This is a genomic window from Serratia oryzae (assembly GCF_001976145.1).
Lineage (GTDB): Bacteria > Pseudomonadota > Gammaproteobacteria > Enterobacterales > Enterobacteriaceae > Chania > Chania oryzae.
This window is the reverse complement of the sequence record NZ_MOXD01000006.1, coordinates 263969-278362: the sequence shown is the minus strand read 5'-3', so window position 1 is coordinate 278362 and position 14394 is coordinate 263969. Positions and strand designations below refer to the sequence as shown.

The 14394-nt window shown below is 54.6% G+C and carries 11 protein-coding genes and 1 pseudogene; 6 read left to right on the top strand and 6 right to left on the bottom strand.

Translation table 11 applies throughout. The annotated features are described in order from the left end of the window. The first annotated feature begins 28 nt into the window (after positions 1 to 28). Positions 29 to 1294 (top strand): multifunctional transcriptional regulator/nicotinamide-nucleotide adenylyltransferase/ribosylnicotinamide kinase NadR, encoded by a 1266-nt coding sequence (nadR, locus tag BMI79_RS13280; protein WP_076942609.1) that lies wholly within the window; start codon positions 29 to 31, stop codon positions 1292 to 1294. Between the two features lie 35 nt (positions 1295 to 1329). Here nadR and BMI79_RS13275 read toward each other — a convergent pair whose 3' ends face one another. From BMI79_RS13275 to BMI79_RS13265, 3 genes are all read right to left on the bottom strand, one after another. After that, positions 1330 to 2331 carry a zinc-binding alcohol dehydrogenase family protein gene (locus BMI79_RS13275; RefSeq protein ID WP_076942608.1) on the bottom strand — a complete coding sequence of 334 codons (1002 nt, stop codon included), beginning with the start codon at positions 2329 to 2331 and terminating at the stop codon, positions 1330 to 1332. Positions 2332 to 2553: 222 nt separating this feature from the next. Then, positions 2554 to 4221 (bottom strand): energy-dependent translational throttle protein EttA, encoded by a 1668-nt coding sequence (ettA, locus tag BMI79_RS13270; RefSeq protein WP_076942607.1) that lies wholly within the window; start codon positions 4219 to 4221, stop codon positions 2554 to 2556. A gap of 195 nt (positions 4222 to 4416) precedes the next feature. Next, complete coding sequence (locus BMI79_RS13265; protein WP_076942606.1) at positions 4417 to 7146, bottom strand: cation-transporting P-type ATPase; 2730 nt, start codon at positions 7144 to 7146, stop codon at positions 4417 to 4419. Positions 7147 to 7674: 528 nt separating this feature from the next. Here BMI79_RS13265 and sltY point away from each other — a divergent pair. Together sltY and trpR are read left to right on the top strand one after the other, a co-directional pair. After that, positions 7675 to 9594 (top strand): murein transglycosylase, encoded by a 1920-nt coding sequence (gene sltY / locus BMI79_RS13260; protein ID WP_076942605.1) that lies wholly within the window; start codon positions 7675 to 7677, stop codon positions 9592 to 9594. Positions 9595 to 9684: 90 nt separating this feature from the next. Continuing rightward, positions 9685 to 10014, top strand: coding sequence for a trp operon repressor (gene trpR / locus BMI79_RS13255; RefSeq protein ID WP_076942688.1), 330 nt, complete (start codon positions 9685 to 9687; stop codon positions 10012 to 10014). A gap of 15 nt (positions 10015 to 10029) precedes the next feature. On the opposite strand, the gene yjjX is transcribed toward trpR, so the two are convergent. Next, on the bottom strand, positions 10030 to 10572 hold the full coding sequence (yjjX, locus tag BMI79_RS13250) for an inosine/xanthosine triphosphatase (RefSeq protein ID WP_076942604.1): 543 nt from the start codon (positions 10570 to 10572) through the stop codon (positions 10030 to 10032). 102 nt (positions 10573 to 10674) lie between these two features. Between yjjX and gpmB the strand changes: the two genes are divergently transcribed. Beyond that, on the top strand, positions 10675 to 11322 hold the full coding sequence (gene gpmB / locus BMI79_RS13245; RefSeq protein WP_076942603.1) for a 2,3-diphosphoglycerate-dependent phosphoglycerate mutase GpmB: 648 nt from the start codon (positions 10675 to 10677) through the stop codon (positions 11320 to 11322). Here the strand turns inward: gpmB and robA are convergent. Then, the gene (gene robA / locus BMI79_RS13240) at positions 11319 to 12188 is read right to left on the bottom strand and encodes an MDR efflux pump AcrAB transcriptional activator RobA (protein WP_076942602.1); all 870 of its coding nucleotides are present in this window, start codon (positions 12186 to 12188) and stop codon (positions 11319 to 11321) included. The two genes, gpmB and robA, sit on opposite strands and share 4 nt — an antisense overlap. Before the next feature lie 343 nt (positions 12189 to 12531). Here robA and creA point away from each other — a divergent pair, with 343 nt between their 5' ends. Beyond that, a complete protein-coding gene (creA, locus tag BMI79_RS13235; protein ID WP_076942601.1) occupies positions 12532 to 13011 on the top strand; it encodes a protein CreA in 480 nt (159 codons plus the stop codon). Between the two features lie 52 nt (positions 13012 to 13063). Here the strand turns inward: creA and arcA are convergent, their stop codons facing one another. After that, on the bottom strand, positions 13064 to 13780 hold the full coding sequence (gene arcA, locus BMI79_RS13230; RefSeq protein WP_076942600.1) for a two-component system response regulator ArcA: 717 nt from the start codon (positions 13778 to 13780) through the stop codon (positions 13064 to 13066). A 108-nt stretch (positions 13781 to 13888) separates the two neighbouring features. On the opposite strand from arcA, the pseudogene yjjY reads away from it, so the two are divergent. After that, positions 13889 to 14026, top strand: a pseudogene (gene yjjY / locus BMI79_RS24500) (YjjY family protein); the annotation flags it as partial. Positions 14027 to 14394 lie beyond the last annotated feature (368 nt).

Below are 14394 nucleotides of genomic sequence, written 5' to 3'. Positions count from 1 at the left end.
ATGAAGGATATATAAACTTGGAGGGGTTATGCGGCAGTTCGATTACCTGAAAGCGGCGATTAAGCAAAAGGGTTGTACATTACAACAGGTGGCCGATGCCAGCAGCATGACCAAAGGCTATCTCAGCCAACTGTTGAACGATAAAATCAAGAGCCCCAGTGCGCAGAAGCTGGAGGCCGTACACCGTTTTCTCGGGCTGGAATTCCCGCGCCGCGAGAAAAAAGTCGGCGTGGTGTTTGGTAAATTTTACCCGCTGCACACCGGCCATATTTACCTGATCCAACGTGCCTGTAGCCAGGTGGACGAGCTGCACGTGATTCTGTGTCATGACGAGCCGCGCGATCGCGAACTGTTCGAGAACAGCTCGATGTCACAGCAACCGACGGTCAGCGACCGCCTGCGCTGGCTGCTGCAAACCTTCAAATACCAGAAAAACATCCATATCCACTCCTTCGACGAGAAAGGCATCGAACCTTACCCGCACGGTTGGGATGTCTGGAGCAACGGTATGAAGAACTTCATGGAGCAGAAGGGCATCGTGCCGAGCTTTATCTATTCCAGCGAAGAGCAGGATGCGCCGCGCTACCGTGAGCATCTGGATATCGAAACCATTCTGGTGGATCCCGAACGCTCCTTTATGAACATCAGCGGCCGTCAGATCCGCCAGGATCCGTTCCGCTACTGGGACTATATCCCGACCGAAGTGAAGCCGTTCTTCGTGCGTACCGTGGCCATTTTGGGCGGTGAATCCAGCGGCAAATCCACGCTGGTGAACAAGCTGGCGAATATCTTCAACACCACCAGTGCCTGGGAATATGGCCGTGACTACGTGTTCTCCCACCTGGGTGGCGACGAGATGGCGCTGCAGTACTCGGACTACGACAAGATTGCGCTCGGGCAGGCGCAGTACGTGGATTTTGCGGTGAAATATGCCAACAAAGTGGCGTTTATCGACACCGATTTTGTCACCACTCAGGCGTTCTGCAAGAAATATGAAGGGCGAGAGCACCCGTTTGTGCAGGCGTTGATCGATGAGTACCGTTTCGACCTGGTGATCCTGCTGGAGAATAATACGCCGTGGGTGGCTGATGGTTTACGCAGCCTGGGTAACCCGGTCGATCGCAAAGCGTTTCAGCACTTGCTGGAAGAGATGCTGCGTGCCAATAACATCGAATACGTGCACGTTGAATCCAGCGATTATGAAGAGCGTTTCCTGCGCTGCGTTGAGCTGGTCAAGCAATTGCTGGCGGCGGATGCCAGCCGGTTGGTAGGGGTTTCCCCGCTGTCGCGCTGAAGGATGAGGGCGCAGCAGACTGCGCCCTGACGTTATCAATAAACAATCACTAACTTACCCTGCATATGGCCTTCCAGCAGCTTGGCATGTGCAGCGGCCACTGTTTCCACCGTCAGGCCATGCAGCGTTTCGCTCAGCGTGGTCTTCAGTTGCCCGGCATCCAGCAGCTGCGCCATTTGCTTGAGGATCTCCCCTTGCTCGGCAATATCCGGCGTGGTGAACATGCTGCGGGTGAACATGAATTCCCAATGCAGCGCAGCGCTTTTCAGCTTCAGCGCGTTCTGATCGAGCGGCTGGGTGTTTTCCACGATGGTGCAGATATCGCCCAGCGGGGCGATCAACTCGCTGATGGCAGGCCAGTGGCCGTCGGTATCATTCAGGCACAGGATGTAATCGACGTGCTTAATGCCTTCTTTGGCCAGATTGGCTTGCAGATCGCGGTAATCCACCACCAGTTCGGCACCGCGCTCGCGGCACCAGGCGGCAGATTCGGGGCGTGAAGCGGTGGCAATCACTTTCACCTTGCTGCGTTGCGCGGCCAGCGGGATCGCCAGGGAACCCACGCCACCGGCTCCGCCGATGATCAGCAGGGTTTTACCCGCTGCGGCATCCTGGATCTTCAGATGTTCAAACAGCGCTTCCCAGGCGGTGAGGGCAGTCAGCGGCATGGCGGCGGCCTCGGCCCAGTTCAGCGTGCGCGGCTTATGCGCGGTAATGCGTGAGTCGATCAGTTGCTGGGTGCTGTTGCTGCCTGGGCGGGTGATATCCCCGGCGTACCACACTTCGTCACCGGGTTTGAAACCCGTTACGCTGCTGCCGACCGCCAGCACCACGCCGCTGGCATCCCAGCCGAGAATACGTGGCTGCTGCAGACCATTCTTCTGTAAGTTGGCATGAACCTTGGTATCCACCGGGTTGACGGAAACGGCTTTCACCTCTACCAGCAGATCGTACTGGCCCGGCGTGGGTTGCTCTGGGGCGATCTCAATAAAGCGGGCGGGATTTTGCGGATCGACGGCAATGGCCTTGATTGACATGGCGCTGCTCCTTTGAATAGGTATTTACTCTAAGGGATAAGAAAAAGCCCGCATAGTGCGGGCGCAGACTGCTGACAAAGCCCGTTATTAGGGAGAGCGAGCCGAAGGGGTCGTAGCGGCGTAAGCCGCCGGAGCGCCCCTCGGTGCGCTAGGCCCGAGTATCTCGGGTTCAAAAGCGACTTTGTCATCAACTTCAGCCCGCATAGCACGGGCTGAATCGGATTACTTGGTGACTCTTTTGTACTTGATGCGGCGCGGTTCCAATGCTTCGGCACCCAGAGTGCGCTTCTTGTACTCTTCGTATTCGGTAAAGTTACCTTCGAAGAATTCAATTTTGCCTTCATCCTGATAATCCAGAATGTGGGTGGCAATACGGTCAAGGAACCAACGGTCGTGCGAGATCACCATCGCGCAGCCTGGGAATTCCAGCAGGGCGTTTTCCAGCGCGCGCAGGGTTTCGATATCCAGGTCGTTGGTCGGTTCATCGAGCAGCAGCACGTTGCCGCCAACCTGCAGCAGCTTGGCCAGATGCAGACGCCCGCGTTCACCACCGGACAGCTCACCCACGCGTTTACCCTGATCGACGCCCTTGAAGTTAAAGCGGCCGACGTAGGCGCGGCTTGGCATTTCGGTGTTGCCGATGCGCATGATGTCCTGGCCGCCGGAGACTTCTTCCCATACGGTTTTGGCGTTATCCATGCTGTCGCGGAACTGATCGACCGAGGCCAGCTTGACGGTATCACCCAGCGTGATGCTGCCGGAATCAGGCTGTTCCTGACCGGACATCATGCGGAACAACGTCGATTTACCGGCACCGTTCGGGCCGATAATGCCGACGATTGCGCCTTTAGGTACCGAGAAAGAGAGATCGTCGATCAACACGCGATCGCCATAAGACTTGCGCAGGTTGCTGACTTCCACCACTTTATCGCCCAAGCGTGCGCCCGGTGGGATAAACAGTTCGTTGGTTTCGTTACGTTTCTGGTATTCGGTGCTGTTCAGCTCTTCAAAGCGTGCCAGGCGGGCTTTACCCTTAGACTGACGCCCTTTGGTGCCCTGACGCACCCACTCCAGCTCTTTCTCGATTGACTTACGGCGAGCGGCTTCGGAAGAGGCTTCCTGCGCTAAGCGAGCGTCTTTCTGCTCCAGCCAGGAAGAGTAGTTGCCTTCCCACGGAATGCCCTCGCCACGGTCCAGCTCGAGGATCCAACCCGCAACGTTATCCAGGAAGTAACGGTCGTGGGTGATCGCCACTACGGTGCCTTCGAAGTCGTGCAGGAAGCGCTCCAGCCAGGCCACGGATTCTGCATCCAGGTGGTTGGTTGGTTCGTCCAGCAGCAGCATGTCCGGCTTTTCCAGCAGCAGGCGGCACAGCGCAACGCGGCGGCGCTCACCACCGGAAAGGTTGGCGATCTTGGCATCCCACTCCGGCAGGCGCAGAGCATCGGCGGCGCGCTCAAGCTGGGCGTTGAGGTTGTGGCCATCGTGCGCCTGAATGATCTCTTCCAGGCGGCCTTGCTCTGCGGCCAGCTTGTCGAAATCAGCCCCTTCTTCAGCGTACAGCGCGTACACTTCGTCAAGGCGTTTCAGGGCACCCACCACTTCTGCCAACGCTTCTTCTACCGACTCGCGTACGGTGTGTTCCAGGTTGAGCTGCGGTTCCTGTGGCAGATAGCCAATCTTGATACCCGGTTGCGGGCGAGCTTCCCCTTCGATATCGGTATCGATGCCGGCCATAATGCGCAGCAGGGTGGATTTACCGGCGCCGTTCAGGCCCAGTACGCCAATTTTGGCCCCAGGGAAGAAACTCAGGGAGATGTTTTTCAGAATATGACGCTTCGGCGGAACCACTTTGCCGACGCGATGCATGGTATAGACGTATTGAGCCACGTTGCTCCGAGCCTCTCTATCAGTTTTTATAGGATGTCTGGCGGCACGAGTGTAGCCCGTTTCAGCAACAGATCCCAGACCTCCCACGACGATCGCTAAGTATACCCGTTAATGTGCGCGGCAGGGGAATTTGCCGCCGATAAAGAAAAACGCCCGGCAGGGAAGCCGGGCGCTGGATAAAAATTGGCGCAGAGCTTACGCCGTTTTTTTGCGGTTTGCCTTGATGCGCACGATAACCCACTTCTCGGCTTCCACAATCAGGAACAGCGCGACCGCAATCAGCAGCGTGATGCCCCAGTAGAACAGCGGCAGCGGTTCGGTGCCGAACAGCGAGTTCATGAATGGCAGGTAAATGATGGCCATCTGTAACAGCAGCAGCACGCCGCTCACCAGCCACAGGCCTTTGTTCATAAACACCTGACGATTCAGCGGGAAGCGATCGGCCGTGCGGCAGTTGAACATATAAACCCACTGCGCGGTGACCAGGGTTTGCAGCAGCACGGTACGGATGAATTCGCTGCTGTAACCGCGCGGTGCCATCCAGGCTTCCAGTATGAAGGCGCTGATGGCGATCAGAATACCGACAAAGCCGATGCGCCAGATGGCGTGCAGATCCAGCACGTGGCTGCCCGGTACGCGCGGCTTACGGTGCATCAACCCTTTCTCCGCCGGTTCATACGCCAGGCCGAACGACAGGGTGGTTGACGTAGCCATGTTCATCCACAGGATCTGGATCGGGGTTAACGGTAGTATCGCTCCCGCCAGAATGGCGATGATGATCAACAGGCCCTGCGCCAGGTTGGTGGGGAGCACGAACAGGATGGTTTTCTTCAGGTTGTCATATACCCGGCGGCCTTCTTTCACCGCGCTGGCGATGGTGGCGAAATTATCGTCGGTCAAGACCATATCTGCGGCTTCTTTGGTGACCTCGGTGCCTTTGATCCCCATGGCGATACCAACATCGGCCTGTTTCAGCGCTGGCGCGTCGTTGACGCCATCGCCGGTCATACCGACCACTTCCCCCCGATGTTGCAAGGCTTTTACCAGGCGCAGCTTATGTTCCGGGCTGGTGCGGGCAAAGATATCGTAATGCGCAGCCGCTTCTGCCAGCGCTTTATCATCCATATGCTCCAACTGGTTGCCGGTGATGGAGTCCTGGCTGTTACCGATACCGAGCATGGCGCCGATGGCCATAGCGGTTGTCTGGTGGTCGCCGGTGATCATCTTCACGCGGATACCGGCCTGCTGGCATTCGGCGATGGCGGCAATCGCTTCAGGGCGTGGCGGATCCATCACCCCGGCGATGCCGATAAACACCATCTGCTGGCGGATATCGTCATGATCCAGCTTGACGGCTTCGTCAGGTGTGGTTTTGCTGGCGGCAGCCACCATGCGCAAGCCTTGTTCGGCAAAGCGCGACATCTCTTTTTCCCAGTAGTCGCGGCGGAACGGTTTGATGCCGGACTCGGTCAACTCCAATTCGCACAGCGAGAACAGCACGTCAGGGGCGCCGGTGAGGAACACCTGATTTTTGCCTGCTACCTGGCTGCGTACTGCCATGTATTTGTAGCTGGAGTCGAACGGGATCTTCGCCAACTGACGGGTTTCGCCGATCGCCAGTTCGGCTTTCATTGCCAACACTTTCAACGCACCTTCCGTCGGGCTGCCGGTGATGATCCAGCGGCCGCTGTCATCCTGCTTCACCTGGCTGTCGTTACACAGGGTGATGGCGGTAATGAACTGCGCCAGCGTGGGGATGTCCTGCACCCGCGCCTGTTTGTTGCTATCGGCGAAGAAAATGCCGCCGGTGGGCTGATAGCTCTCGCCTTCTACGCGGAAGGAATGATCGGCCATGATGACGTTTTTCGCCGTCATTTCGTTCATGGTCAGGGTGCCGGTTTTATCCGAGCAGATCACCGTCATCGAACCGAGGGTTTCTACCGTTGGCAGTTTGCGGATGATCGCGCGGTTGCGCGCCATCGCCTGCACGCCCAGCGACAGGATGATCGAGATGATGGCAGGCAGTCCCTCGGGTACCGAGGCTACCGCCAGGCTGATCAAGGCCAGCAGCAACTCACCGATCGGCATATCGCGCAGCGTTAAGGCGAACAGGCCCAACAGCACCATCATCACCAGGATCAGGATAAAGATCCCTTTGCCCAGACGGTCCATCTGTTGCAGCAGCGGTGTGCGCTGGGTTTCAACGGTAGAGATCATCTCGCTGATGTGGCCGAGCTCGGTATGACCACCGGTGGCGATCACCACGCCTTTGGCATTCCCGGCGCTGATGGTGGTGCCAGAGAACAGCAGGTTGGTGCGATCGCCAATCATTGCTTCTTCAGTAATGGCATCGGTTTGTTTGGAGACAACGGTCGATTCGCCGGTCAGGATCGCCTCTTCAACCTGCAGGTTGTGCGATTCCAACAGCCGCAGATCGGCAGGGATTTTATCGCCAGGGCGCAGCAACACGATATCGCCGGGCACCAGGTCTTCGGCATTCACCGTATGGTTAATCCCGTCACGCACCACGATCGCCTGGCTGGAAAGCATATTCCGAATACCTTTCAGCGATTTCTCTGCGCTGTTTTCCTGGATAAAGCCGATCAGCGCGTTGATGACAGCCACGCCAAGGATCACCACGGTATCGATCCAGTGGCCCATCACCGCCTTAAGAAAGGCCGCGGCCAGCAGGATATAGATCAGCACATCTTTGAAATGGGCAATAAAGCGCATGAAAGCGCTTTTCCCGGCCTTTTCAGGCAGCGCATTCGGGCCGAATTTAGCCAGGCGTGCGGTGGCTTCTTGTTCACTCAAGCCTTCGGGCTGGCTGTTTAAACGCTGAAGAGTTTCTTCGATATCATACTGATACCACGCTTTCTCCGGAGTAATGGGGGCATGGGGCTCATTGGGGGAATGTGTTGGCATGTGGCACCTCTCCTAAAAGTAAATTGAATCTGTATTATCCACTTGCGTCGGCAGCCCCTTTGCCGGAGATGGTATCCATGGTTTTGCTGTCATACAGGCGTGAATATTAATAATTTTCAACAACCCAGTGGGTAAGTCATTGGCCGCATGATAGTAAGTAATCGCTAGCTTAGAATTTTGATCTGGAATAACAAAATCAAATTAATCATTGTTGTTTTATCAATAATGTGAATATTTCTGTTTTAACATTTGTTTACTGTCATTTTGTGTATAGAAAAACAAGGTGCCAGCAAAGAAAACTATAGAACATCCCGCCTATTGTTGATGAAAAAAGTTTAGATAATCACCTGAGTTATCAAGATCTCAATTCGAAACCAGATTGCCGTACAATGAAATACGCAGTGGCAGTAAACTTCTTATAATCTAAGGAATGGATATACGTTTCTGCTGTCTATGATAAGTATCAAGTGCTGCTGAACGTGGTGCGTAGGCTTCTTGGCAAGACAACCCAGTGAGGAAAGAGTAAGTATGGACAAATGGCGGCTTCTGGCAGTAGGCCTGTGCCTCACAGCATTTTCTGGTGCAGCATTGGCAGATTCTTTGGATGCCCAGCGTCAGCGTTACCTGCAAATCAAGCAGGCTTGGGACAACAATCAGCAGGACGTAGTGCAGCAACTGTTGCCGACGCTGCAGGATTATCCGCTGTATCCGTACCTGGAATACCGCCAGTTAACGCAGAATCTCAGCACTGCCAGCGTTGCGCAGGTGAGTCAATTCCTGCAGAAAAACCCGACCTTACCGCCTGCCCAATCGCTGTCTGCTCGCTTTGTCAATGAACTAGCAAGCCGTGAGGACTGGCGCACGCTGCTGGCGTTCAGCCCGCAGGCCCCTAAACCCGTTGCGGCGCGTTGTAATTATTATTATGCCAAATGGATAACCGGCGATCAGCAAGCTGCCTGGCGCGGTGCCGATGAGATCTGGTTGAGTGGTAAAACCCTGCCGGGCTCCTGCGACAAGCTGTTCGGCGTCTGGCAGACTGCCGGTAAGCAAACTCCTCTGAATACCCTAGCGCGCATGAAATTGGCATTGGCTGAGGGTAACAGCAGCCTGGTGAACTACCTGTATCGCCAGTTGCCTGCCAGTTATCAGACTATGGGTGATGCCTTGGTTCGCCTGCAAAACGATCCCGCCACGGTAGAGTCATTTGCCCGCAGCGTTGGCCCGACCGATTTTACCCGTTCTGCTACCAGCATCGTTTTCGCCCGGTTGGCGCGCCAGGACGCGGAACGTGCCCGTGCGATGATCCCGACCCTTGCCCGTCTGCAGAAAATGAGTGACAGCGAGAAGCTGGAACTGGAAGAGGCGGTGGCCTGGCGGTTGATGGGCAGTGATGCCACTTTTGAGCAGGCTCAATGGCGCGATCGGGTGATCTTGCGCAGCCAGTCTCCCGCACTGTTGGAACGCCGGGTGCGTATGGCACTGGGGGCGGGCGATCGTGCGGGGCTGAAAACCTGGCTGGCGCGTTTGCCGGAAGAATCCCGCAATAAAGACGAATGGCGTTACTGGCGTGCCAGTGAATTGATCGATGAAGGCAAGCGCAGCGAAGGGGAGCAGATACTGCGGAGCCTGATGAATGAACGTGGTTTTTATCCGATGGTAGCGGCCCAAAAGCTGAATATGCCTTACCCAGTAAAGGTGCTTGCTGCTGCCAAGCCCAGCGCTGCGCTGGTGAATGGCCCGGAAATTGCCCGCGTGCGTGAGCTGATGTACTGGAATATGGACAACCTGGCGCGCAGTGAATGGAGTTCGTTCGTGGCCAGCCGTAGCAAGCCTGAGCAGGAAGCCTTGGCGCGTTATGCTTTCGATCAGAAATGGGCCGATCTGAGCGTGCAGGCAACCATCGTCGCCAAGCTGTGGGATCACCTGGAAGAGCGCTTCCCGATGGCTTGGTCACAGGAGTTCCATCGTGCCACAGAGGATAAAGGCATTACGCCAAGTTATGCGATGGCCATTGCCCGCCAGGAAAGCGCCTGGAACCCGAAAGCCCAGTCACCAGTCGGTGCTACCGGGCTGATGCAGGTGATGCCGCGTACCGCTCAGCATACGGTGGAAATGTACAGCATTCCGGGCTACTCCAGCCCAAGCCAATTGTTTGATCCTAAAACCAATATCAACATTGGCACCAGCTATCTCGAGTCGGTGTACCAGCAATTTGGCCGTAACCGTATTCTGTCTTCGGCGGCTTATAACGCTGGCCCGTCGCGGGTGAATACCTGGTTAGGGAATAGCGATGGCCGCGTTGACGCGGTGGCGTTTGTAGAAAGTATTCCTTTCTCGGAAACCCGCTCTTACGTGAAGAACGTCTTGGCTTACGATGCGTTTTATCGCTACTTCATGCATCGTCCGGCGAAGGTGTTGACCGATGCGGAATGGCAGCGGCGCTATTGAGATTAAACCTATAACGCTACTGGCCTGAATTTTGCGGGCCAGTAGGGATATGGTATGCTGCTGTACTAGTTAAATAGTATGGTGGCTGCCATGACGCAATTATCACTTAACGATCCCGCTATTTCAGAACCAGGCAACGACGATTGGTTGCGCTTTGTGGCGCTGTTGAAAAGTTCGTTTACCCAAGATCTGCACCAACAACTGATGCAACTGCTGCTGACGCCGGACGAACGGGCCGCACTGGGGACGCGCGTGCGGATTATTCAGGAGTTGATGCGTGGTGAAATGAGCCAGCGTGAACTGAAGGACGAACTGGGGGCAGGGATTGCCACCATTACTCGTGGTTCGAACAGCCTGAAAGCGGCATCCCCGGCGTTGAAGCAGTGGCTGGAGCAGCAGTTGCTGGGCGATGCACAGTAGCATCACCCCAGCGGATTATTGAGGTGGCGTATTGTTAGCGTAGCTGCGGTAAATCGGGTTGTGAAACGGCACTAGAGCAAGCAGCAGTGCCTGATAGTAAACGCTGGTGCGGCTCAGCCTGCCATCGGTAAAAATGCCGATCGCGCCCCCTTGACGCTTAACCTCGGTATTGCCCGTCAGCTCCGCCATTTCACTCCCCAGTTCGCGGCCAGCGCGAATTCCCTGTAAAATAGTCTCTGGCAGCATCAGGCTGGCAGAGCGCGATTCACCACGGGTTTGCGGGTTTTCTATCGTCATCCAGGCAAAGGTCATGTTCTCTTCGATCCCGGCCTCGACGCCAACCCAAAAGTCGGCCTCTGGCCGCACCTGCCGTGCTTCCATCACCCGCTGCCGCGCACCGGTACGCGTTTCGACATTGCCTATCGGTTGCATTGAGACGCCGCTGGCGACGTCTACCGATTCAATACGGCACTGGTCCTCGCCAAAGGTATCGGCAAAGGCCAGTTGAATAGCCTTGATCTTTGCCGGGTTGGTAGTTGCAGCTATAACATGGTACATAACGGGTTTAATATCCTTCTGTCACAATACGCCAAGCGTTGGTATCAGTGGCCGCCGGGCGCAGATAAACTCAAGTTTCACGCAGTATAACGGAAAACAAACATGTTACAGGTATACCTTGTTCGCCACGGCGAAACGGAATGGAACGCGGCCCGTCGTATTCAAGGCCAGTCCGACAGCCCGTTAACCGCTAAAGGCGAATATCAGGCACGACAGGTTGCCAAGCGCATGCGTCTTGAAGGCATTACGCACGTGATTACCAGCGATCTGGGCCGCACCCGTCGCACTGCGCAAATTATTGCAGAGGCGTGTGGTTGTGACGTGATTAACGACGCGCGGCTGCGTGAACTGCACATGGGCGTTCTGGAGGAACGCTTTATCGACAGCCTGACACCGCAGGAAGAGCAGTGGCGTAAGCAGATGGTCGATGGTACTGCCGACGCCCGTATCCCTCAAGGTGAATCTATGGTGGAGTTGGGTGAACGCGTGCGTGCCGCGCTGGAAAACTGCCTGACGTTGCCGCAGGGCAGCAAGCCGCTGATCGTCAGCCACGGTATCGCCCTGGGCTGCCTGATTAGCACGGTGCTGGGGCTGCCGGCGTATGCGGAGCGCCGCCTGCGCCTGCGTAACTGTTCGCTATCACGGGTTGATTATCAGCAAAGCCAGTGGCTGGCCTCTGGCTGGATCGTGGAAACCGCGGGCGATGTTTCGCACCTGGACATGCCCGCGTTAGACGAACTGCAGCGTTAACGCCGGACCGGGATCAGGTAATCGCACCTGATCTCTGTGGATGCCTGAGGCGGCCTGCGGTCACCTTGCGGATAAAAACGCTCAATGTCATGCCCTTTGCGGCGCGTCAGTTTGAGCGCTGGCAGGCAGGTACCGTACAGCATCAGGATAAAATCTTGCAGGCCTGAACTCGGCCCTTGATAGCAGAACATGGCATATTCGCCGCCTTGCAGTATTATCGGCTGGCCTTCCTGAACGTTGGCTGGCACGTGATGCGGCTCCAGCGCGGTGGTGTACAGCACTTCCTGCTCGTCGTCCCGCTCCTGGCTTGGCCGTGAATGGTGCAGGCCGTACAGCACCGGGGGCAGGGTTTTTGCCTCTCCCAAATATTGCCGCCAGAATTGTGCACGCAGCTCGTTGCGGAAGTTGGAGATCTGTTCCAAGGTACAGGAATAGCTCTGTGTCAGGCCAATCAGGTGCTGCTCTGACAGGGTGACAAACTCCGGCTGCGGCAGAGTAAATGCTCCTAAGCGTATCGGTGGGCAGATGCCTGATGCGCTCCAGTCTTCGGCACGGCGATACAAGGCGGGTGTTTGGGTAAACTGTTTTTTGAACGCGCGGGTGAAGGTTTGCTGCGAGTCGAAGCGGTATTGTAAGGCAATATCCAGAATCGGGCGGCTGGTTAAGCGTAACGCGACCGCGGCTTTGGATAATCTCCTGGCCCGAATGTAAGCGCCGATGGCGTTACCGGTGATATCTTTGAACATCCGTTGCAGATGCCATTTAGAGTAGCCCGCTTTTGCTGCCACGTTGTCCAATGACAAAGGTTGGTCCAAATGGCTTTCCAGCCAGCTAAGCAGATCACGAATGATACCGGCTTGATCCATAGATCTTCCTCGTAGAGCTGTAGGGTCGGGACCCGAACGATTTCATTAATCACGCTGGTACCTGATGCTAACTGATTTATCCATCAATCAGTTGCATGACACACCGTGTCCCTCTCTATGCGCCGGGCAACAACCGGGGGAGCCACACACTAACAAGCATAAAGAAATGAAGATGCCCGCATAATAGCAATTTTTTTCTTCTGCGACTCCCAAAGATTTTTCCCCCGTGCTGTGCTAAAAATGGCAGCTCGGGTCGAGAAAATCTCTGTTCTGTGATCTAAAACATAAGCGTTCTTAATTACCGCACCGTTTTCCTTTAGGCAGTTTTCTTGGAGTTAAGTAAATGAAAAAAGGATGGATATTTTTGTTTGGCCTCGTTTGTGCAACGATCAACGGTGCGCAGGCGGAGCTGGTTGGTTCAGTGGATACGGTATTTAAACTGTTTGGTCCAGACCATAAAATTGTGATTGAAGCGTTCGATGATCCGGATGTTAAAAATGTAACCTGTTATATCAGCCGTGCAAAAACCGGCGGGCTGAAAGGCGGTCTTGGGCTGGCGGAAGATACCTCGGATGCGGCGATTTCCTGCCAGCAGGTTGGCCCTATCGTGCTGAATGACAAGATTAAAAACGGTAAGTCAGAAGGCACCGTGGTGTTCCAGAAGCGGACGTCGCTGGTGTTCAAAAAGCTGCAGGTAGTGCGTTTTTATGATGCTAAACGTAATGCGCTGGTCTATTTGACCTATTCGGATAAAGTGATTGACGGTTCACCGAAGAATGCCTTGAGCGCGGTACCAATCATCCCTTGGGGTGAGGCCAAATAAAACAAAAGGGGTCAGCATGATGCTGGCCCCCCTAGATAAAGCGTTGCGGAAGTTATTCTTCCAGATCGCCGCAGAAGCGATAACCTTCACCATGGATGGTAGCAATGATTTCCGGCGTATCCGGCGTGGATTCAAAGTGCTTACGAATGCGGCGGATCGTGACGTCGACGGTGCGATCGTGCGGTTTCAGCTCGCGGCCGGTCATCTTCTTAAGCAATTCACCGCGGGACTGGATCTTGCCCGGGTTCTCACAGAAGTGCAGCATGGCGCGGAATTCGCTGCGCGGCAGTTTGTACTGCTCGCCTGCCGGGCTGATCAGAGAACGGCTGTTGATGTCCAGTTCCCAACCATTAAATTTGTAGCTTTCAACCAGCTTGCGCTCTTCGCCGACGCTACCCAGATTCATGGTGCGTGACAGCAGGTTGCGCGCACGGATAGTCAGCTCGCGCGGATTGAAGGGTTTAGTGATGTAATCATCGGCACCAATTTCCAGGCCAAGGATTTTATCCACTTCGTTATCACGGCCTGTCAGGAACATCAACGCCACGCTGGCTTGCTCACGCAGTTCGCGTGCCAACAGTAAACCGTTTTTGCCCGGCAGGTTGATATCCATGATAACCAGGTTGATATCATTTTCAGACAGGATGTTGTGCATTTCTGCACCGTCATTGGCTTCATGAACAATGTAGCCTTCCGCCTCGAAAATGCTCTTCAGGGTGTTACGAGTGACTAACTCGTCTTCGACAATCAGAATGTGCGGGGTCTGCATATTTGCTACCTAAAATTGCCAACAAAATAGAAAATAGGAAGTACAGAAGTCTTTGTATTCTTCGTGGAGGGCAGAGATACCGCTCACGTTCCCTCTAATGATCAAACGACTAAAGTACGTAAACTCGTTCTTGATGCACTTTCCATCAATGTCAACAAGATCGCTAGCTTGGAGGAGACGCTATTACCAGCATCCCCAAATGATGCCAAAACGGCGCATATCCTAACCCTATTAACAGCAATATAACAGCGCGTACCGAATTCATCACCCAACAAAACTACGCTTTGTTGACATATATCAAATTCAATTCTAGCACGTTAACAGATTTGTGAAAAACACTTACAGAAATGCAAGCTTAAGCCATAGATTAACAAATTCTGTGAACGATTCAGCATTGTCCACCGTGATGCGTTACAATCGCTGATTAACTGGTAGGGTGAAATTGTTAATTGCATGATTAATAAATAAATTAAATGTAATCTTGTAGATATTAAGCTTTCATTTGATTTATGTAACCAAAGTGCTGTTTATCCCTATTTTTGGGGGTAATGAGTCATGTTAACCATTTGTAAATATAATCAGGCTGCCCCCAACAGTCAAAGAACTATTTTTAC